The organism is Mucilaginibacter sp. PPCGB 2223 (genome assembly GCF_001705515.1).
Lineage (GTDB): Bacteria > Bacteroidota > Bacteroidia > Sphingobacteriales > Sphingobacteriaceae > Mucilaginibacter.
In genome coordinates this window covers 1-21,458 of record NZ_MDJS01000004.1, presented here as the reverse complement: position 1 = coordinate 21,458, position 21,458 = coordinate 1, and the positions used below count along the sequence as shown (strand labels likewise).

Below are 21,458 nucleotides of genomic sequence, written 5' to 3'. Positions count from 1 at the left end.
TAATTCAGGCGTTCTGCTTGCGCGATGTAATAATGATAACTATACCGCCTAAGAGTAAAAACCCACCAACGTATGGCGGCCATGTTACCGTTTTTTGCCTGTCGGCAGATATCTGTATCGGCCCGGCATCAATTACTTTTTCTTTTTTGGTGTAAGTAAACCCCGTCCATACCAGCATCATCAGGCCGAGGACGATCAACGCCAATCCGATAGCTTTGTTCATAATGGTATAATGGCCGGGCGTGAAAATTGTTTTGGCCGCGGGCTTAAAAGATGCCGTGCTTTTTTACTTCACTATTCTTCAACAAACCTTTTACCTAAAAAAAGCCGCCGTTCACCGAAAAATTCATAGATATTTGCGCAAAGTATACGATGTTTACGGCATGGCAGACAAACCTATTATTACAGTAAAAAACCTGGTTAAAAAGTACGGCGATTTTACCGCCGTTAAGGGTATCGATTTTGAAGTTTACGAAGGCGAAATATTTGGCCTGCTCGGCCCTAACGGCGCTGGTAAAACCACCACGCTCGAGATTATTGAAACCCTGCGCGACAAAACTTCGGGCGAAGTAATGGTAGATGGCTTTGATATCGATACCGATGCCGACAGCATTAAAAAACGTATCGGTGTACAATTGCAGGCGGCGGGATATTATCCTAACCTAAACCTAACCGAACTGATCGAGCTATTCAGCGGCCTTTACGGGATAAAAGTAAGTGCTGCCGATATGCTTAAAAAAGTAGGGTTGAACGATAAGGCTAAAGCAAAATACAAGGAATTATCGGGCGGGCAGAAGCAACGCTTCTCTATTGCAACCACACTCATCAATAACCCTCGGATTGTGTTTTTAGATGAGCCTACTACCGGCCTCGACCCGCAGGCGCGCCGTAACCTGTGGGATTTGATCAGAGAGATTCGCGCTAACGGTACCACGGTAGTGATTACTACCCATTACATGGATGAAGCCGAGGTACTTTGCGACCGTGTAGCTTTTGTGGATGGCGGCAACGTGATCGGTATCAATACCCCTGATGCCTTTATCGATGAACTGGTAGCTTCAGGCTTTGAACGCAAAAAGGAAGTGAAACTGGCTAACCTGGAGGATGTGTTTATCGCTAAAACAGGTAAGGATCTGAGGGCAGAATCTTAAACTGCAAAGACCCAGGAAGCAAGAATCAAGAGCCAGAACAAAAAACTAATGAACTAATTTTACCAATTAACTAATGAACCAGCAACAACCATATAGTAATTTCAGGGCAACAATGGCTATTGCCAAGGCGAGTTTTCGCGCAATTTTACGCAGCCCTTCGGCGGTGGTATTCAGTTTGGCTTTCCCATTGATATTTATTGTTGTTTTTGCCAACATTGGTGGTAATGGCGGATCTGTTGACGTAGCCGTTGCAAAAGGCTGCGATACAAACAACATTGTTTACATGGCTCTGAAAAAGGCTCAGGTTATAAATCTGATCACTAACCAATCAACCGAGCAAATGAATATCAGCCTGTCGCGAGGCGATGTTGCCGCAATTATCGATATAAAGAAAAGCGGTGATGACTGGACCGTAATGCCGCCTGTTCCAGGCTTACCTCAATCGCATACTACATTAAATGTAAAATATTCCAATTCTTCGGCAAGAAGCGGGGCAATTTTCAAGTCGATACTGAGTAATATTATGTACGAAATTGAAAAGGTGGCCAACCCATCTGCCACCTCTGTTGCCGAAGTACACGAAACAACTATTACCGGCCGCAAATATAAATACATTGATTTTTTACTACCAGGCATGCTGGGCTTCTCATTGTTGAGCAGTGGTGTTTTTGGCACTGCGTTTGTATTTTTAAGCTTGCGGATAACCTTAGTTATTAAGCGCTTTTTTGCCACACCCGTTAAAAAATACAGCATTGTTTTAGGCGAAATGCTGGCACGTTTGGTATTCTCGTTACTGGGGGCCGTGTTTATTATATTGGTTGGGCATTATGCTTTTGGCTTTACGCTGATACACGGTGTGATAACAGTACTCAACATGTTGGTGCTGGCGGCAATCGGGCTCATTATATTTATGGGTTTCGGCTTTGTGATATCGGGTATTGCCAAAAACGAAAGCAGTATACCGCCGATATCGAATATTATTACCATGCCACAATTCTTACTGTCGGGTACTTTTTTTTCGACCAGTAATTTCCCTTTGTGGCTGCAATCCATCAGTAAAATACTGCCTTTAACTTATTTAAATACTGCCATGCGCGAGGTTGCCTTTGAAGGCGCCGGCTTGGGCGATGTGACGCACCAGTTGCTGATATTGGGTATCTGGTTTGTGGGTATTTACGCCGTAGCGGTTAAAACATTTAAGTGGGAGTAAGCAATGCGCGATTACAGTTCCATCAGTCCGTCGGCCAAGGGTCTTTTGCTGATGAAGAGTCTGACGGATATACCTTTTGCAGCCGATGCTGCAAAGATAATTTGGGATGGGCCGGCATCAACTACGCTGGATAAGAATAATGAAACAGACGAGACTTTTTTAAAGCGGCTTATCCACTTTGAGGCACGTTATAAATCGATAAATAATTTACTGGAGAATTTAGGTGGCCGTAATATTTTGGAGATGTCGTCGGGCTTTTCTTTTCGTGGCTTGCAGATGGCGATCACTAACCAGGATGTAACTTATGTTGATACCGATTTGCCGGGCGTTATAGAAACCAAAAGCAGTTTGATCGATCAGTTGGTTACCGAACAGTCGCTTAACCTGAAAGGTGAACTTATGCTAATGCCGTTGAATGTGCTGGATGAGGAAAGTTTTATCAACACCATTGCCAGATTACCTGCCGGGCCGGTTAACATTGTTAATGAAGGTTTGCTGATGTACCTGGATACTGCCGAGAAAATACAACTCTGCCGCATCATCCGAAAAGTATTGAACCAGCGGGGCGGTTACTGGATAACTGCGGATATCTATATCAAAAAGGATTACGCCATTTCAAAAAACGACCAGTTTAGCCATTTTTTAGAGTCGCATAAAATTGAGGAGAAGAAGTTTGACAGCTATGAGCAGGCCGAGGCTTTTTTTGCCGGACAAGGACTGAAACTGTTTAAAAAGGCAGATCCGGTTTTTAGGCAGTTGTCATCGTTAAAATATATCCCGCAATATGCACTGGAAGAACTGGCCATTCAGGCACGCAAAATAGGCAGCATCAGGGAAAGCTGGGCGTTGACGGTGCAGTGAAATGGTAAGTAGTTATTGTAAATAGCTGGATGTCGGCCCGTAGGGGACCGCCCTGTTTGATTTTGGATTTTTAGCTATTATTTGTTTTTTCAAGGAACTCAAGAGGGCTTCGCCGTTTCGAAGTCCAATTTCGAATTTATATACCCCAAATCTCGTGTCAGCACTCTCTATACGAAGACTAAGTTTCAAGCCGGAACATAATATCCGTCCGTAGAACATACTTTATTCCTTGAGTTACAGCCGAACCTTCGTGCTCTAAGCTGTGCAGAAATACAAGTGCTGAGCCTTGCTTGGGTTGCACGGTCAGGTCGTTAAAAGTCGTTTCTCCGCCTTCGAAGTTTTCATTCAGATAGATCATCAGCGTATAGTAGCTCGCCTCGGCATCGTTCCGGATATAACTTTGATCCCTGTGCCGCCTAAATTTTTGCCCCGGCTCGTACCTGTAAAACCGGAAAAGTTCATTTAACCCGATGGACTTACTATGGCCAACCTGTGACGGGGCAAATGGCTCTATTTGCTGCCAAAGAGTATCGGCAAGCTGGTGGTCTTTATAAATAACACGGTTGTTATTACGAACTGTGGTAACAAGCCTCGTGCCCATGTCTGTTTGGATAGTTGCGGGCTCGTAGCCGATAGCCTCGCTCTTCACAATAAAGTCTTCGCATTGCTTTGGCGACCAAAAGTCGTTAACAATAAAAATGTTACTAGTAAGTGTGTGCAGTTGCATAATGATGTACTTTGGTATTGAATATATGAAGAAATGTACGTTTTAGAAGAAAAAATAAATTCGAAATGACAAATCCGACATCCGAAATCCTTCAAAATTCCCTTAGTGTAAATTGTACACAAAAAAATTGTTATCATTTGGGTTTCGGGTATTTTAATTGCATTTTTTTGCTAATTTAGCGCCCGTAAAAGTCAATTTGTTTTTTGAATTTCCTTAACCGATAACATATATTATGAGCATTATAATCGACGTTCACGCCCGCCAGATACTCGACTCGCGAGGCAACCCGACCATTGAAGTTGAAGTTTTAACCGAAAACGGTGCCCTTGGCCGCGCTGCTGTACCATCGGGGGCATCGACAGGTGTGCACGAAGCTGTTGAGCTGCGTGATAACGACAAGGCAGTATACATGGGTAAAGGTGTTTTAAAAGCCGTTGCCAACGTGAACGATATAATTGCCAAAGAACTGAAAGGCCTGGATGTTTTCGAGCAAAACGCTATCGATAAGCTGATGATCAAACTCGACGGTTCGGAAAATAAAGGTAAGCTCGGCGCCAATGCCATCCTGGGCGTATCGCTGGCTGTAGCCAAAGCTGCCGCGCAGGAAAGCCGCCAGCCATTGTACCGCTACATTGGCGGCGTTAATGCCAACACTTTGCCTATCCCGATGATGAACATTGTGAACGGTGGCTCGCACTCTGACGCGCCTATCGCGTTCCAGGAGTTTATGATCATGCCGGTTGGCGCGCCTTCGTTCAGCGAAGCGCTGCGCTGGGGTACCGAAGTGTTCCACAACCTGAAAAAGATATTACATGATCGCGGTCTGTCGACCGCAGTGGGCGACGAAGGCGGTTTTGCACCAACTTTTGAAGGTACCGAAGATGGTGTTGAAACCATTTTAAAAGCGATCGAAAAAGCAGGTTACAAACCGGGCGTTGATATCTGCATTGCGTTCGACTGTGCTTCATCTGAGTTTTACAAAGACGGTAAATACGACTATACCAAATTTGAAGGTGATAAAGGCGCTATCCGCACCAGCGCCGAGCAGGCCGATTACCTGGCCTCGCTGGTTGCTAAATACCCGGTTATCTCGATCGAAGACGGTATGGCCGAGGACGACTGGGCCGGCTGGAAATTACTGACCGAAAAAATCGGCGATAAAGTACAATTGGTTGGCGACGATTTATTTGTAACCAACGTAAAACGCCTGCAGCAGGGTATTGACAACGACACTGCCAACTCTATCCTGGTAAAAGTAAACCAGATAGGCAGCTTAACCGAAACTATCGATGCGGTTACTTTAGCGCAGACCCATGGCTACACTTCGGTAATGAGCCACCGCTCGGGCGAAACTGAGGACGCTACCATAGCCGATTTAGCTGTAGCGTTAAATTGCGGCCAGATCAAAACCGGTTCGGCTTCACGCTCGGACAGGATCGCTAAATATAACCAGTTGCTGCGCATCGAAGAAGAATTAGGCGAGAACGCAAAGTTCATCGGTAAAAACTTTAAATACGCTAAAAAGTAAGCTGTTGAGCTGAAAATATAAAGGCTAAAGCTTTTTGAATATTTGAGAAGCCCTGCAAGAGATTGCGGGGCTTTTTTTGTAGAGCAGAATTTGTAAGTTTAGATAATGGACTTTAAACAGCTAATAGCAAAATATATAGCGGGGAATTTAACTATCAGTCAAATACCTCAAATAGCATATTGGGCACTTGAAACAGGTTATGATTCGCCGTCGCTCTGTATTTTGGCGGGACTCGAAGGCGAGAACGCTTTTGTAATACAGCAATATCTCAACGCTGCATTGTATGAACTATCTATTGAAATGCCCAGCAAACGGAAAGCAGCAATTGAATATGCAAAAGCCTTGGCTGAAGAAATTATTGAAGGAAAACGTGAATTGATAAGCGGTGTTTATGAAATCATATACCGGGCGATAAGTTATTTTGATTTTTATGCCGAGACAAAGAATTTTGTTTATGATAGCATCCTTTTCGAGCGTGTTTATGGGGCGTTCCATGAGTATAGGGACTTTGAAGCATGTCACGACTGGGAGAAAGATAAAGAGGAGGTAGTTAATGAGCTCTCGGTCCTCAAAATGAATCTTATGAAAGAACTCCAAAAATGGAATGAGATAATACAGTCGTACCTGACTACGATCAACTAAAAATAATGAATAAAGTTTCATGCTGTTTACTTCTTATAATGACCATTGCTGGCTGTGAACCGCGTACTGTAGACGAGCTTATTTTACCTGGAAAGCATTACATTCTGAAATGCCACATTAATGAGGACACTAAAGACAAAAAGAAGTGGAGATGCGTGCGGCTTAAGCTTTATAACATACAAGGGCAATTATTAACTTCTCTCCAAACAGGTGCTTCTGATTATTCCAAGTGGGCAGTTGCCTGGCACCCGGTAAATGATACTATCATTTTAAATAGTCAGGATATCGGGATTTATGCATATAGCATTGTTAACCGTAGGGAGCTACAATCAGTTAAGGTAGATAAAGAATTGGATTCGTTAGCCAAGGTGGCATTTTACAAAAAATATAATTAAACCCGGGCTTTTGTTTTATATATCAAGTTGTCATTTCGAGCGAGCGCAGCGACGAGAAATCTTCTACGCTATGCCCGCGAACTTTGCAGATCGAAGACTTTGCTTGTCGCAGAAGATTTCTCTCTCGTACCTCGTTCGAAATGACAAGAGTGGATATTTTCACAACTTCACACTCTTCTCGCCTGCATCAACACCTTTAATAAACTTAATTAACCCGCTCATATAAGTCAGCTGATCATCGTACATGGCCATGTGGCTGCCGTTGGGGCAATACAGGTAGCTGCCGTTTTTAAACTGGGTTGCCATCCATTGCATGTGTTTAGGGTCCATAGTATCATATTGCGCGCCGATGCTCAGTGCCGGTACGGTAATGTTTTTGAGTTGTGCCTTGCGGTCCCAGTTGGTGAGGTTACCGCCGATGCCGAACTCGCTTGGGCCCTGCATGGTTACATATAGCGAATGGTTGAGTTTACCCAGCGAACGGTTCACCGGCTCGGGCCATTGATCTACCGGGAAGCGGCAGATGTGTTTGGCGTAGAAGTTAGGCATCAGCAGTTGCATATACTCGGGGTTGTCGAAATCCTTTTTGGCTTCTATCTCGCGGATGCGTGCCAATACTTTAGGGTCGAATTGTTTAGCCAGTACCTCTTCACCGTATTTACCATAATCGGGGCAGCTCGACATCATGTTGGAGATGATCAGCCCTTTCAGGTTCTTTTGATATTTCAGCGCGTACTCCATAGCCAGTATGCCACCCCATGAATGGCCCAACAGGTAAAAATTGGTACTATCCAGCTTAAGCGCCTGGCGAACCTGCTCCACTTCTTCCACAAAGCGGGGCAGTTCCCACATGGAGGTGTCTTTCGGGTTATCCGAATTGCCGCAGCCTAACTGATCGTAATAGATCATCTCGATACCCTCAGCAGGTAAATAGCTTTCCATGCATTCAAAATACTCGTGCGTTGCGCCCGGGCCACCGTTTAATAATAACAACTTGATCTTTGGGTTATTGCCGATCTTTTTTGTCCAGATGTTAAACTTGCCCTTTGGGGTGGTTATCGGGATAATCTGTATGCCGCCGGTGCGCGGTATGGCGCTGCTGTCTTTAAAATAATCTGCTAAAGTGCTTGTGCTTTGGCCCGAAGGACTTTTACAGGAGTAATATCCGATAAGTAATATAAACAGTAAAAGTTTTGGGAAATGTTTGGTCATAGTTTTGGTTTTTATCTAATATACAAACATTTATAATACTTTGTGTCCGCATTTTTGTATCGGATTTTCTTTTGTAAATTGCCGTTGTTATGGATTCTGCTCTCATTGTAAAGCTTGCCAAGGTTGGTGTTTTTGTGTTGGTTGTTGTTTTTGCTGTTGTTAAGATATTGATGCGGAAGCTCTGGATCAAAAAGCGCGGTATAAAAGCAGAAGCTATAATAGTTGAGTTGGTTGAGAAAGTGACCAAAGGCAATATTGACAATAATTTTGTCGACAAAACAACCTATTATCCTGTTATACGCTATACTACTCATCACTGGGATCACCTTACCAAACAACACGACGTAAGCTTTGAGCCTGGTGTTTTTAAGACAGGAGATAAGATAACTATCATTTACGATTCGAAAAATCCTGATCGTTACGTTGTAGACGATTTTAATAAAGCGTTATAAAACAACAAAGTCTCCAGGTATATAGGGAGACTTGTCATGATAATTTTTATCCGAATTAAACAGCATTACCTGCTTTGCAGCATCCCGAATTTATTGCTGTAATCTTTAAACTTGCCGGATAGTTGTGCGCTCAGCTCGGGCTCGTTATTAGTTTTGGCGGTATCGGCCATCGCGTTCAGCAATTGCAGGGAGAGCTGTATATCGCGCATGTTAAGGCCAGGCTGCTTATCTTCCAGCAAGGCGTAGTTATAATCTAACTGGTCGGTAATATAACCGTCAACGCTTTTGATGTATTTTTTACCTAAAACTACATCGTGCAGGGTATAAGCAGCGTCGGCCAGCAGGTATTTGTTACGGGCCGAATCGATATCGGGGGTAATATCCGGCATTTCGGCATCAAATTTATGCAGTGCTTTTAGCGCCAGGTTGGGATGCCCGTCGTGCGCCAATCCCTGCGCCAGACTTATAAACGTGCCCTGCATCACATCGTAAAACTGCTGGGTCGATACATTATCCAGGTACTTTGCAGTTTTAAACTTGCCGAATTTAAACTTGTCCATCACATTATGATACATTACCATGCTGTTGGTTTTGCTGTAATCATCGTGCAGGGTACTATCATGTTTAAACGGAATGAGGCGATACGTAAAACCTTCTTTGTACAGATAGGGCAGTAAACCGGCCATGCTTTCGGTATTCATAGTGGCGGTAAAGCAAATAGGGCGTTTCCAGTTGTTATGAGCCAGTATATCCAGTATGGCCAGGTTGTCTTTCAGCATGTAGTTGCTGTTGTAGGTCCATTCCATAGTTTTGGCCAGTTTATCTTTCTGGTCGGGCGTGACTACGCCGTTTTTAACCAGTTCATCGGCATCGATGGTTAACTTAAAATGTTTGGTAGGCAGGTAGTTTAGCGTTTCGCCGTTTTGGTATTCGGCCTTGGCGCGGGCATCGTCTGACGTAACAAAGTCGAAAACATCTTTGGCTTCAACAGCTCCCGGTATCTTTGCATCATTATAATAGATCACATCACGGGTGCCATCCTTGTACTTATCAAAATTCATGGTGATAGGCAGCGGGTCCGACTGGTTCATTTTTCCCTGCATCTGGTGGATGTACCAGTCGGAACTGAACAAGCTCAGGCATACAATGCGCACATCTGGCCGTATGCCTTCCACTTCCTGGTCGTACCATAACGAGTAGGTATCGTTGTCGCCATAAGTAAATAAAATAGCGTTTTTAGGGCATGATATTAAAAAGTTGTAGGCCATATCGTGCGGCGTCATCTTGGTCGAGCGGTCGTGGCTGCGCCATTCTTTTGTGGCGATCAGCACAGGTACGATCAAACATATAGCGAACGAGCCGATGGTAGCCACCCGTAAACTGAGTTTGGTACGGGCAAACTCTATCAGGGCTATCACACCCAAACCAATCCATATCGCAAAGGCGTAAAACGAAACCACGTAACTGTAGTCCCTTTCGCGGGGCTGCAAACTGTCTTGGTTAACATAGAGTACGATGGCTATCCCGGTAAAAAAGTAAAGCAGCGCTACGATCAAAGCATCTCGTTTTTTATGCCTGAAATGATAGATCATGCCCAGTAAACCGAGTACAAATGGTATGGCGTACAATGGCGTGTAGGTAATGCTTTGGGTAACCGATTTGGGCAGGTGTTTGCCGCCGTCGAAAATGCCGCTGGTCCAGTTGCCGTTAATACCCGACGGATCCTGCTGGCCATCCATATCATTGTAGCGGCCCACAAAGTTCCACAAAAAATAGCGGGCATACATCTGGTAGATCTGCCAGTTAAACAGCCATCTCATATTATCGCCGAAGGTGGGCGTTTGCCCGTCGGCTATGCCCAAAAAATCTTTATAAAAAGCAACGTTCTGGGCGTATTGTGCATCAGCCTCGGTGCTCCATATACGTGGTAAAATAGTGGTGTGATCATAGGTATAGTTCATCTTTTTGCCTGCTATCTCATACCGCTTTTCGCCTTTGCGATATATTAGACTGCCTTCTGTCTGATCAGTGATCTTGGCATCATAGTAAGGGCCGTTGAGCAAAGGTGTTTCGCCGTACTGGATACGGTTTAAATAACCGTAAAGCGTAAAAGCGTTATCGGGGTGCGAATTATTGAGATCGGTATTGGCCGTTGCCCGGATAGGGATGTAAGCAAATGAGCTATACCCGAAATAAATAAAAGCCACGCATAGCAATGCTAAATTCAGCACTGGTTTTTGGTGTTTGATGCTATGTTTTATGCCATAAACCAGGGCCCCTATCAGTAAGGCGAAGAATACCAATGCCCCGCTGCCAAAGCCCATGCTCAGTGTATTCACAAAAAACAGGTCGAAATAAGCGGCGATATGGATGGTATATCCCCTGATACCGAACTGCACCAGCGCCAATATGGCAATGCTGCTTAAAAATGCCAGGATGCCGGTTTTATAATTAATGTTTTGCTGCCTGCGGAAGTAATATACCATAACGATAGCCGGTATGGTGAGCAAATTAAGCAGGTGTATGCCGACAGATAAGCCTATGACGTAGGCTATAAAAACAATCCATTTATCTGCTCCGGGCTGGTCGGCAGAGGCATCCCATTTGAGTATGGCCCAGAATACCACCGCGGTACAAAGCGACGATAAAGCGAAAACAATGGTCTCCACAGCCGAGAACCAGAAGGTATCGGTAAACGTAAAGGCCAGCGCGCCAATCAAACCAGCGGCCATAATCATTAAGGTATTTTCAGGTTTTATTTCGGTTGATTTTTTTAGTACGAGCCTGCGTGCAAAGGCGGTAATCGTCCAAAACAAAAACATAATGGTGGCCCCGCTGGCCAATGCCGACATGAGGTTGGTAAAATATGGCACCTTGGTATTATCGCCCATCGACAGCAACGAAAATGCTTTGCCCAGCATGGCAAACATAGGGTAACCCGGCTGGTGCGATACCTGCAGGCGGAAGGCACAGGAAATAAATTCGCCGCAATCCCAGAAGCTTACCGATGGTTCGAGCGTTAAAACGTAGGTGGTCGTGGCAATTGCAAAGCAAAGCCAGCCTAACAGGTTATTGATTTTCTTGTAGGGCATTGTGCTGTGAGTTAAAGTTTTACCATGTGTTGATACAACAAGTTCAACAGTATTTGCGGTAAAACCTCGACATTTAACATACGTTAACAAGATTTAACATTTAGCACAGCCAACAAAAAAAGCCTCCCGTACTAACGGAAGGCTTTCGTTTATTTAAAGCCTCTTGATTTCCAAGTCTACCCTTTTAGGGGGAAGATTTAGAGGGGGCGTTATTTCTCCATCTGCTCAATCACGGCCTGGCTCACCCCGGTGAACGAGAATCCGCCGTCGTGGAAGAGGTTTTGCATTGTCACCATGCGGGTCAAGTCGCTGAACAGGGTTACGCAATAATTGGCGCATTGCTCAGCATCCGCATTGCCCAGTGGGCTCATCTTCTCAGCATAGCTGATAAAGCCGTCAAAACCTTTAACGCCGCTGCCGGCCGTTGTACGGGTTGGGGATTGCGATACCGTGTTTACGCGTACATGCTTTTTGATGCCGTACTGGTAACCAAAGTTGCGGGCAATGCTTTCCAGATAGGCTTTGTTATCGGCCATATCGTTGTAATCGGGGAAGATACGTTGGGCGGCAATGTAGCTCAGTGCCACAACGCTGCCCCACTCGTTTATTGCATCCATTTTCATAGCGATAGCTAAAATGCGGTGCAGACTAAGCGCCGAAATATCCAATCCCTTGTGGGTAAAATCGTAATCGTTTTCGGTATAATGTTTGCCTTTGCGCACGTTGATGCTCATGCCTATCGAGTGCAGAATGAAATCGACGCCTCCGCCAAAATGCTCCATACTTTTGGTAAACAGGTTGGCAACATCTTCGTTGCTGGTAACATCAGCAGGTATAACCGGAGCGCCCGTAATCTCGGCCAGTTTATTGATGGTGCCCATGCGCAACGCGATGGGTGCATTGGTTAAAACCAGTTCGGCACCCTCGGCATGACATGCCAGTGCAGTTTTCCAGGCGATGGAGTTTTCGTCCAGCGCGCCAAAGATGATCCCTTTTTTACCTTTTAATAAGTTGTATGCCATTTTAATAGATTTGATTTAGCGGGTGTAAAATTATAATTAATTATCGGAATTAGTTAATGTGCAGATGTGCGGATGTGCAAATGCTTTGTTGAACGTTGAAATGTTGTAAAATTGAAAGGTTTAAGTGTTTGACTCAATAATCATCCAGTCAATCAATCCTTCAATAATTGTTTTTGGGCGTTTCCCTGCGGGCCGGGCTGTACGCTCATACTGCACAGGCATTAGCCACAAGGCCGGTATCCCTGCCCGTCCGGCAGGCGGGCGCCGCCATCCCTAACGCGCATTAGTTCATCATTAATTGATTCATTAGTTTATTAGTGAGCGACAAAACGCAATCTGTTTACACTATTAAAGACTAATGAACAAATGACCAGTGAACTAATGAACAGTCCTTAACAACTCCCTCGCATTTTGCAACGCGCTTTCGCCGGGGTTATCGCCGCTCAGCATTTTGGCTATTTCTAATATGCGTTCGTTTTCGTTAAGCTGTTTAATGCGGGTATAGGTGGTGGCGGTTTCGTTATCCTTATAAACAAAGTAGTGGCTTTGGCCCTTGCTGGCTATTTGCGGCAGATGGGTAATGGTAATTACCTGCAGGTTTTGCGATAGCTGTTCCATTACCTGGCCAACCTTATTGGCCACCTCGCCTGATACGCCGGTATCGATCTCATCAAAAATAATGGTTGGCAAGGCAGTATAACTTGCTATCAACGATTTGATGGCCAGCATCAACCGCGATAACTCGCCGCCCGAGGCTACCTTGCTCATTTCGGCCAGTGTATGGCCCTTATTTGCCGAGAACAGGAACCGGATATGGTCGATACCGTTTTGGTCGAAGTCGCCGGCAATAGTATTCTCAATTTTTAAAATCGCATGCTCCATACCCATACCGGCCAGCGAAACCTGTACCTGCTTTTCGATAGATGGGATGGCGGCTGCACGTTGCTTTGAGAGTTCGGCCGCCAGTTGCCTGAGCTTGTCTTTCTCAATGCCTATTTGTTTTTGCATCGCTGCTATCTCCTCATCACCAAACAGGGCTTGCTGTATCTTTTCGGATAACTCGTCCTGTATAGCCAGTAACTCGTCGTTGGTATTTACGCGGTGTTTTTTTTGCAGGGTGTAGATCAGGTTCAGGCGGTTATTGATCTCTGCGGCACGCTCTTCATCGATATTGGTACGCTGCTCCAGGTCGTCAATCTCGGCCGCGATATCTTTCAGTTCGATGATCGAGCTGTTTAAACGCTGGTGCAGCTCGCCAATGGCCGGATTAAATTTTTCGAGCGACGAGAGGTGGTGCCCGGCTTCCTTTAATTGCAGCAAGGCCGATATCTCGCCCTCGTTCATGAGGTGGTATGCGCCAAGCAGGTTGCGTTTGATCTCTTCGGCATTGTTGAGTGTTGCCAGTTCCAGCTCAAGCGCGGGTTGTTCATCTGCGGTCAGGTTTGCCTTTTCCAGTTCGTCAAACTGAAACTGCTGATAATCCAGTTCGGCTTTGGCTTTATCGCTTTGGCCTATCAGTAGCTGTAATTTACTCTGCAACTGTTTATAAACTTTATGCCCTATGCGATATTGGAGCAACAGATCGTTATGCTTAGCCACCGAATCGACCACCAGTAACTGAAAACCTGCATCGTTGATCTCTAACGTGGCATGCTGCGAGTGGATATCGATCAGCATTTCGCCTAATTGCTTCAGTACATTCAGGTTCACCGGGGTATCGTTCACAAAGGCCCGCGATTTACCATCTGCCGATATCTCGCGGCGCAAAACGGTCTCGTTCTCATAATCAAGATCGTTCTCTTCAAAAAAAGCTTTGATGTGAAATTCGCCGATCAGGAAAGTACCTTCGATAACGCATTTTTTTTGCTGGTTGAAAAAATAACGGCTTTCGGCACGTTGCCCCAGTATCAGCGAAAGCGCACCTAAAATGATCGATTTACCCGCGCCGGTTTCGCCGGTAAGGATATTTAAACCATCGGCAAAACCGATCTCCAGGTTATCAATTAAAGCGTAATTACTAATACTGAGCTTTTTGAGCATAAAAAAGTATCCCCGTTTTATGAGGATACTAAAGTACAAATTCGCGCTTAATTAACTGACCTTATTTACCCGAAGATGTAGTATCTGCTTTGGGTGTGTACTGCATGTTTTTCATGAGCTTGTTCACCTCGGCCTGTATTTTTTCCTGATGCTTTTTAAACTCAGGGCTGTTGCGGTACGCTTTCAGCGCGGCCTCCGCCTTTTTCAGTTCTTCCTTTTGTTTGATCATTTCGGGCGATTTGGCGATAGCTCTCATCTGTTCGCCCAGTTTACGCATTTCGGCATTTTGCTCTTTAGCCATTGGCGACTGATACAGCTTCCGTAATTCGGCGCTCATTCTGTTTATCTCGTCGCGTTGAGCTTTGTAACTGTCGCTGTTGTAAAAGTCGTGCATTTTTTTACCCATCTCACGCATTTCTTCCTGCTCTTTTTTGATTTCAGGGTTGTTGTTATAAGCTTTAAACTGCTCGGCTATTTTATTATAAGCTTCACGCTGTTTTTCGTACTCGGCTTTATTGCCCGATTGTTCGGATAATAGCTGACTTTGCAGTTCCATGGCTTTCTCGAGTTTTTTGTAGTCGGCCGAGTTGTAGTACTTATCCATGTTTTTGCCCATTTCCTCCATACGCTTTTCCAGCTCCTTCATCTCAGGGCTGTTGCTCATTTCGTCGAAGACTTTATTCTGGCGGTCGAGTGAATCCTGCATGCGTTTAAATTCAGGGCGATTGTAAAACGAATCGACATAGGCCGAATGTTTTTCCATTTCTTTTTCGAGCTTTTTGTAAGCCTCGCTATCGTACATTTTACCAATAGCCTCGCTGCGTTTTTGTACCTCGGCGATCAGTTTGTTCAGTTTAGGATCGTTGCTGTACGAATAGCTAAAGTTTGTACCACCTTTCGAACTCCCGCTCCCGGTTGATTTGCCTCCGCCGGTGCTTTTGTTGGCAGATGGCTTTTTAGTAGGAGTATGCTTCTTCACCGTATCGGCATCGTTATGTAATAAAGACGGGATGGTGATGGGGATAACGGTAAGCTTACCGTCTTTAATTTCGGGGTTGAGCCAGGCAATGGTGCCCATGCTCATGGTAAGCAGCGATACGGCGACCAGTGCGTGGCGGAAGCTGCCAGTTTGTTTTTTTGTTTCCATAATACGTTTGATACGGGTTAATAAGTGATATTTTTTGCCGGTTGCGGCTATGGCCAGTTGCTGGTTTTGTTTGCGATTTTCTTCTAACTTTAATAAAGTTTGCGCGTACACTAAGGGTTGCCCGGTAATTTCGAGCACCATATCATCACAGCAATGCTCCCTTTCGGCATAAATAATCCGGTTGATCAGTAAAGTAAAAGGGTTAAAGAAAAACAGTATCCCGATAATCTGTTGCAGCACATTCACAAAGTAATCGTTGCGGCGTATATGCGCCATCTCGTGTATCAGGATGGATTGGATCTGCTCTGCCGAAAACTGGCTGATCACCGCGGCGGGCAAAATGATCATCGGTTTTAAGTAGCCTACAATACAAGGTACATCAACGTGCCCGCTTACAAATACTTTGATCTTTTTGCCAATCCTGAGGTAAACCGCAAGCTTATCCACGCTGTTTTCTAATACCTGCGCATTACTTCTATCACTTTTAATGTGATAAATACTTCGCCAGCCCCAAAGCAGCTTTGCCGAGTTCAGGGCGATGCCAATGAGCCAGAATGCTACCAGGTAGGGCAGGTAAAGATTAATATCGAAAGAGTTAACTACCTTGTCGGTAGTATCGGCTATTGTGGCATGGTGTAATGGGATAAACGGTAGAATATCGCCAGTGTCGCCGGCCGCCGGCTGGCTGAAATTGTGTTTCCCAAGCTCAATAACAAAAGTGACTACCGTCCATACCACCGAACCGGCAAGCGATAATAAACCGGCATTATATTTATTGGCCGATGAGGCCGAAGGGAAACATGCCAGGAAGATACGCAGCAAAGCGTACATGACCAGGGTTTGCCATAACGAGTGGAGCAGTGTGGTGCCAAGCACCTGGCTCATTTGGTTGAATAATGTTTCCATGGCTTTTTATTTTGAGGGATTGTTTAACTGGTCGAGGTATTGTTTAATGGCTTCAATTTCGGCTTTTGACGATTTGTGATTGCCCAGGGCCTGCATCACCAGGTTGGCCGCCGAACCGTTGAACACGTTATTGATCATTTTATCCAGGTAATGTTTCTGTGCATCGTCCTGGCTTACGGCTGCTTTGTATACATGTGTGCGATTGGTTGTATCGCGCTCCACCAAACCTTTTTCGGCCATGATCTGCATCAGCTTTAGGGTGGTGGTGTAGCCGGCATCTTTGTTCAGGGCCAGCTCTTCGTGTACATCGCGCACGGTGCAGCTCCCTTTTTGCCAAAGTATCTGCAGTATCTCTAATTCGCTCTCGGTGGGTTTGATCTCCATAATCTTAGTCTACGAATAATTTCGTAAATCAAATATATACGAAGGTTTTCGTAAATGCAAATAAATTTGAGAAATTAACATTTTTTAACCAAAAAAGTACAAATACAGGGGGGCAACCTGTTTGATTTTATTGCCAAATTCGCAACCGAAAATCAAAACACATGGGTATTTATCGGTATTTTTGTAATAATTATCGGTGTGCTATTATCAAATTTGTAATTGCTTAAGCTTCGCGCCCAATACAATATACGCAATTTTTGGCGAGAATAAAAGCAGTATTTATCGGTCTGCGAAACTTGCTACTGCTCGGAATCTTCTGACATCAGAACAGGAGTGGATGTATCTTGCGTTAAGGAACTAAGGTTGTTCGAAGTCAGGAGACTTCGAATAGCCGGAATCTTTTCCGTTAGCCGGGATGCCTTTAAAAATTCGAAATTGAACATTCGAAATCCGAAACGGCGTAGCCCTCTTGAGCACCATTAAAAACGAACACGCGCGAAAAATCCCAATTCCCAATTCCAAAATCAACTTAGTTCTTCTGCAGTGCCTGGTATTTATTGCCGTTCGATGGATCTGCGCCCATGAGGATGTTGTAAGCAGCGACCTTATCCTGGGGCGAATCGGCGCTCAGCAGCGATACAAACTCGTCCGACTTAGCGGTGAAGAACAACTGCGGCAGCATAGAGCCTACACTTTGCCGGTCGATCTGCGATAATGCGGGCAGCAAGCCGGTAATGGTTTTAAGGCCGGTAGTTGGGTTATTGGCCATTTGATCGAGGCCATTGCGCGAATAGTTGTAGATAAACTCGCGGATAACCTCGTAACGTTTGTTATTGAGGTTTTCGGCAAGCCAGTAGCGGTTAAAGTTGCTTTCAAAAGCGTTCCAGCCTTTGTACGATGAAGTTTGCGCTACGTTAACAATGGTTTTAGCTTTATTAAAGTATGGGGTACCGCCAAATTTCGAGAACGAATCGTAATCCAGGCCGATGATCACATAGGCATAAAAAGCCAGCACCGAGGTGAGGTTGCTTTGAAAGGTCTGGTCGTTAAAATCCATCTGCTGGCCTTCAGTATAGGTAAAATCAAATTCTTTATCGTTGTTGCTCAGCAAAGTGCTGTTATAGGTAGAGCCGTATACGGGCCGGGTTGATTGTACCTGCAGCTCGCCGCTGAAAGTGCTGCTGCCATCCCAGCTGGTTACGTTGAGTATAAAGTTACAATCGATACGTTCGGCTGGCAGTATCTGGTCGGCGCTCCATTTATGGGCGTTCAGAAAATCCTTCATGGCCGTTTCCAGCACGGTGAATATCCGTTTGTTTGATGCCTGTATCTTAGGTGTAAGCACTTGCACCCGTGCGTTAAGGTCTTGTGCATGAGCGTCGCTGATGCTAAGCAATAAGATCAGAAATATGAATACCACGTTCTTCATGCTTGTATCAGTTCAATAATTTTGTTGCAGATATCGCGGGCTGCTTCGTTCTTGGTTTTCAGTTCGTAGCTGGTTTTGTGCAGGTCGCGGTCTATGATCGTTATTTTGTTGGTATCAGTTTTAAAACCGGCGCCGGCATCATTAAGCGAGTTAAGTACGATAAAATCGAGGTTCTTTTTATGCAGTTTTTCAACGGCGTGCTTCTCCTCATCGTTGGTTTCCAAAGCAAAACCGATGAGTATCTGCCCGGGTTGTTTGTTCTGGCCAAGGGTTTTCAGTACATCGGTGGTCTTTTTAAGTTCGATGGTAAAAACGTCGGCCTGCTTTTTGATCTTTTGATCTGCAACTGTCACCGGGGTATAATCCGCAATAGCGGCACTCATTACACAAATGCGCGCTGTAGCAAATTGTTCCATACAAACCTCCAGCATTTGTGCTGCCGAAATAACATCAATGCGCTTAATGGAACTATGTTTTGTTTTCTGGTTCGATGGGCCCGAAACCAAAGTCACATCGGCACCCAGAGCGGCCATGGCATCTGCGATAGCAAAACCCATTTTACCGGAAGAGTGGTTGCCCAGGAAACGAACAGGGTCGATGGCCTCGTAGGTTGGCCCTGCGGTAACCAATACTTTTTGATTAGCTAAAGGGAGTTTTTTTTTAAGATCGTCGCTGATGAACGTTACAATCTCTTCGGGTTCTGCCATACGGCCCTCGCCAATCAAACCGCTGGCCAGTTCGCCATAACCGGGCGGGATAAATATGTTGCCGTAGGCTTTGAGTTTATCGAGGTTGTTTACGGTCGATCGATGCTTCCACATATCCAGGTCCATTGCCGGGGCAACATAAACCGGGCATTTAGCCGACAGGTAGACGGCGGTAAGCAGGTTATCGCAAAGGCCGTTGGCCATTTTAGCTATGGTGTTGGCTGTGGCGGGGGCGATGATCAGCATATCCGCCCAAAGCCCAAGCTCAACGTGGTTGTTCCATTCGCCGGTTTCGGGAGCGAAATAATCAGTCAAAAGCGGTTTTTTGGATAAGGTCGCAAGCGTTAACGGCGTGATAAAATTAGTAGCATCTTTAGTCATTACCAACTGCACACTGGCGCCGGCTTTAACCAACAGGCGTACCAAAATTGCCGATTTATAAGCCGCAATGCTGCCGCAGACACCTAAAACTATTTTTTTTCCGTCGAGCATAAAGCAAAGCCCCCTAACCCCCTAAGGGGGGAATTATGTTACGTAAAATTATCAAAAATTGTAGAAAAAAAAACTCCCTTATTAGGGAGTTCAATATAATAAAGCCTTGTTCCCCCTTTAGGGGGGTAGGGGGCTATTGTTCTTTGGCAGGATTGCGGTAATAAACCTTGTTATCCAAAAATTCCTGAACAGCTACCAGCGTTGCTTTGGGCATTCTTTCGTAGTGTTTCGATATCTCGATCTGCTCGCGGTTTTCAAATACCTCTTCCAGGTTATCGTTCGATGATGCAAACTCAGAAAGTTTCTGATGCAGTTCTTCCTTAATGTTGTTCGATATCTGGTTGGCGCGTTTCGCCATGATCACGATCGACTCGTAGATGTTTTCGGTTTGCGTATCCAGCTCGCGCAGGTCGCGGGTAATGGTGCTGCTTGCAACAGCCGGTTTCGTATTGCTCATATTACTGATTTTTTGCCTTTTTTATTGCTATTGAATCTTTTTGTATCTGCGGAAGCGACTTTTTCTCCTCTTCCAGTTTTTTGTATAGTTTTTGATTGGTTTCGGCCTCGGCTAAAATGCGTTTGGTTTGCTCCAATCCCTGTTCACAGTTTTTTTTCAGATCGTCGGCATCTTTCCTGTACTTGCTCGTAGGGTAGTGCTCAATAAAGGTTTGGTAGTAAGTTAAGGCAGTATTATAACGCTCTGTCTGCCTGATCTCGAAACTGTTTTTAGCGTACAAATATTGTGCCTTGATGGTCAAAAACTCCATCTCCTCGGCATATTTGGTATCCGGGTAATCGCGCAGCGAATTATTGAACGCAATTACTGCCGATTGATAATCGCTGATGGTTAAATACAACTTCGCGTTAGCGTACGATTTCATCTCCAGCTTATCGCGCAGGTTCTGTATCAGCTTACTCGCCTCAGCCGTACGGTCGCTTTTGGGATAATAGTTCATAAATAGCTGTAACGCATCGATTGCCTTTTGCGTGTTTTCCTGATCCAGCGAATAGTTCGGCGAATCCAGGTAATAACAATAGGCCGACATAAAGCGGCACTCCTCGGTACGTGTACTATTAGGATAGGTGTCGGCAAACACCTTAAAGTGGTATCTGGCCGATGTATAATCCTTTAACTTATAGTTGGTGTAAGCATAATAGTAAAACAGCTCTTCGGCCTCGGCTTGCCCGCGGTAGTGCTGGGTAAGGTCCTCAAACAACTCCAGCGCACGGCCGTAGTCTTTTTTATTATAGTAGCGTTTGCCCTCGCGGTATTTTTTGGCAAGGTCGTTACTTGTTCTGAGCTTTTCGTATTCGCTTTTACAGCCGGCAACAGCTATGGTTAGTACAATTAATAAGGCCCCGATAAAAGGGATTTGTTTTTTAAACATTTTGCAAAGATATAGCAATATTATAAATCAGTCAATTATTTATTTCGCCGCAAGTTAAAACGGTTCTTTTTATAAACCTCGGCTGGCCTTTGTTTTTAACATCTTTTAACGGTTAAGAGCAGTTTCGGGCGTTATACGTATATATGCGTGTTTGCGGTAGATGGCTCCTGATGGGGCCCAATACTAAGCAGAAAGGCCTTTTGTGTAAGATATACACTATTGTTGAACTTTATTTGAAAATTATTCCGGCTGATTTGCAATGCGTTATCAAATATCTTAAAATTATTCGCAGCCATTGTTTGCGTAAGTAAAAATTGTGCCTACCTTTGCAGCCCGCAAACGAAGGAGCGGAAGTTCTTTAAAAAGGTTAAAAGTAGGATAATTTGAGGCGAAAGCCGAAAAGATTGATCCGAAAAAAGGAAAAGAAAATCACCGAAAAATTATTTTTTAAAATAATTTGGAAGTAGCAAAAAGGTTCTTACCTTTGCAGTCCCAAAACGAAGAGAGGGGAAAAAGCGGAGAGCAGGAAGCTTGAAGTTGGAGGGGGAGAAGATGGGAAAGGGGCCGGAAGGCTGAACAAAAAGGGAGATGCGAATCTCGCTTACCGACGGAGCGATTCCGGAGGGGACAAGACAAGATAATCAAGCCGAAAGGTAAGATATAAAGAGAAGCC

The 21,458-nt window shown here is 44.9% G+C and carries 19 protein-coding genes; 7 read left to right on the top strand and 12 right to left on the bottom strand.

Going from position 1 to position 21,458, the window contains the following annotated elements; genetic code table 11:
• Positions 1–4: 4 nt before the first annotated feature.
• The gene (locus BEL04_RS18465; RefSeq protein ID WP_066006288.1) at positions 5–223 is read right to left on the bottom strand and encodes a hypothetical protein; all 219 of its coding nucleotides are present in this window, start codon (positions 221–223) and stop codon (positions 5–7) included.
• 160 nt (positions 224–383) lie between these two features.
• Between BEL04_RS18465 and BEL04_RS18460 the strand changes: the two genes are divergently transcribed.
• The 3 genes from BEL04_RS18460 (at position 384) to BEL04_RS18450 (ending at position 3,222) form a co-directional block, all read left to right on the top strand.
• Positions 384–1,151: an ABC transporter ATP-binding protein gene (locus BEL04_RS18460; RefSeq protein WP_066007259.1), complete on the top strand. Its 768-nt coding sequence runs from the start codon at positions 384–386 to the stop codon at positions 1,149–1,151.
• Positions 1,152–1,224: 73 nt separating this feature from the next.
• Positions 1,225–2,361, top strand: coding sequence for an ABC transporter permease (locus BEL04_RS18455; protein ID WP_066006287.1), 1,137 nt, complete (start codon positions 1,225–1,227; stop codon positions 2,359–2,361).
• A 3-nt stretch (positions 2,362–2,364) separates the two neighbouring features.
• Complete coding sequence (locus tag BEL04_RS18450) at positions 2,365–3,222, top strand: hypothetical protein (RefSeq protein ID WP_066006286.1); 858 nt, start codon at positions 2,365–2,367, stop codon at positions 3,220–3,222.
• A gap of 178 nt (positions 3,223–3,400) precedes the next feature.
• Here the strand turns inward: BEL04_RS18450 and BEL04_RS18445 are convergent, their stop codons facing one another.
• Positions 3,401–3,949, bottom strand: a complete 549-nt coding sequence (locus BEL04_RS18445) for a 2OG-Fe(II) oxygenase (RefSeq protein ID WP_066006285.1) — start codon at positions 3,947–3,949, stop codon at positions 3,401–3,403.
• Between the two features lie 232 nt (positions 3,950–4,181).
• On the opposite strand from BEL04_RS18445, the gene eno reads away from it, so the two are divergent.
• The 3 genes from eno to BEL04_RS18430 all read left to right on the top strand — a co-directional run bounded on the left by eno (position 4,182) and on the right by BEL04_RS18430 (position 6,514).
• The gene (eno, locus tag BEL04_RS18440; protein ID WP_066006284.1) at positions 4,182–5,477 is read left to right on the top strand and encodes a phosphopyruvate hydratase; all 1,296 of its coding nucleotides are present in this window, start codon (positions 4,182–4,184) and stop codon (positions 5,475–5,477) included.
• Positions 5,478–5,582: 105 nt separating this feature from the next.
• Positions 5,583–6,119, top strand: a complete 537-nt coding sequence (locus tag BEL04_RS18435) for a hypothetical protein (RefSeq protein ID WP_066006283.1) — start codon at positions 5,583–5,585, stop codon at positions 6,117–6,119.
• 5 nt (positions 6,120–6,124) lie between these two features.
• Positions 6,125–6,514 (top strand): hypothetical protein, encoded by a 390-nt coding sequence (locus tag BEL04_RS18430; protein WP_175404112.1) that lies wholly within the window; start codon positions 6,125–6,127, stop codon positions 6,512–6,514.
• Between the two features lie 159 nt (positions 6,515–6,673).
• Here BEL04_RS18430 and BEL04_RS18425 read toward each other — a convergent pair whose 3' ends face one another.
• The gene (locus tag BEL04_RS18425; protein WP_066006281.1) at positions 6,674–7,726 is read right to left on the bottom strand and encodes a proline iminopeptidase-family hydrolase; all 1,053 of its coding nucleotides are present in this window, start codon (positions 7,724–7,726) and stop codon (positions 6,674–6,676) included.
• A gap of 89 nt (positions 7,727–7,815) precedes the next feature.
• Here BEL04_RS18425 and BEL04_RS18420 point away from each other — a divergent pair, with 89 nt between their 5' ends.
• Entirely contained in the window at positions 7,816–8,178 is a 363-nt protein-coding gene (locus BEL04_RS18420) for a DUF3592 domain-containing protein (RefSeq protein WP_066006280.1), read from the top strand.
• Between the two features lie 65 nt (positions 8,179–8,243).
• Here the strand turns inward: BEL04_RS18420 and BEL04_RS18415 are convergent, their stop codons facing one another.
• From BEL04_RS18415 to BEL04_RS18375, 9 genes are all read right to left on the bottom strand, one after another.
• Positions 8,244–11,270: a DUF2723 domain-containing protein gene (locus BEL04_RS18415; protein WP_066006279.1), complete on the bottom strand. Its 3,027-nt coding sequence runs from the start codon at positions 11,268–11,270 to the stop codon at positions 8,244–8,246.
• 209 nt (positions 11,271–11,479) lie between these two features.
• Positions 11,480–12,292: an enoyl-ACP reductase gene (locus BEL04_RS18410; RefSeq protein WP_066006278.1), complete on the bottom strand. Its 813-nt coding sequence runs from the start codon at positions 12,290–12,292 to the stop codon at positions 11,480–11,482.
• 378 nt (positions 12,293–12,670) lie between these two features.
• Positions 12,671–14,332 (bottom strand): DNA repair protein RecN, encoded by a 1,662-nt coding sequence (gene recN / locus BEL04_RS18405; protein WP_066006277.1) that lies wholly within the window; start codon positions 14,330–14,332, stop codon positions 12,671–12,673.
• A 61-nt stretch (positions 14,333–14,393) separates the two neighbouring features.
• A complete protein-coding gene (locus BEL04_RS18400) occupies positions 14,394–16,385 on the bottom strand; it encodes a M56 family metallopeptidase (protein WP_066006276.1) in 1,992 nt (663 codons plus the stop codon).
• Between the two features lie 6 nt (positions 16,386–16,391).
• A complete protein-coding gene (locus BEL04_RS18395; protein WP_066006275.1) occupies positions 16,392–16,769 on the bottom strand; it encodes a BlaI/MecI/CopY family transcriptional regulator in 378 nt (125 codons plus the stop codon).
• Positions 16,770–17,298: 529 nt separating this feature from the next.
• Positions 17,299–18,198: a DUF4835 family protein gene (locus tag BEL04_RS18390; protein WP_066006274.1), complete on the bottom strand. Its 900-nt coding sequence runs from the start codon at positions 18,196–18,198 to the stop codon at positions 17,299–17,301.
• On the bottom strand, positions 18,195–19,397 hold the full coding sequence (gene coaBC, locus BEL04_RS18385) for a bifunctional phosphopantothenoylcysteine decarboxylase/phosphopantothenate--cysteine ligase CoaBC (protein ID WP_066006273.1): 1,203 nt from the start codon (positions 19,395–19,397) through the stop codon (positions 18,195–18,197). Before coaBC ends, BEL04_RS18390 begins: the two co-directional genes overlap by 4 nt.
• A 133-nt stretch (positions 19,398–19,530) precedes the next feature.
• Entirely contained in the window at positions 19,531–19,854 is a 324-nt protein-coding gene (locus BEL04_RS18380) for a DNA-directed RNA polymerase subunit omega (protein WP_066006272.1), read from the bottom strand.
• Between the two features lies 1 nt (position 19,855).
• Complete coding sequence (locus tag BEL04_RS18375; protein ID WP_066006271.1) at positions 19,856–20,785, bottom strand: outer membrane protein assembly factor BamD; 930 nt, start codon at positions 20,783–20,785, stop codon at positions 19,856–19,858.
• Between the last annotated feature and the right edge of the window lie 673 nt (positions 20,786–21,458).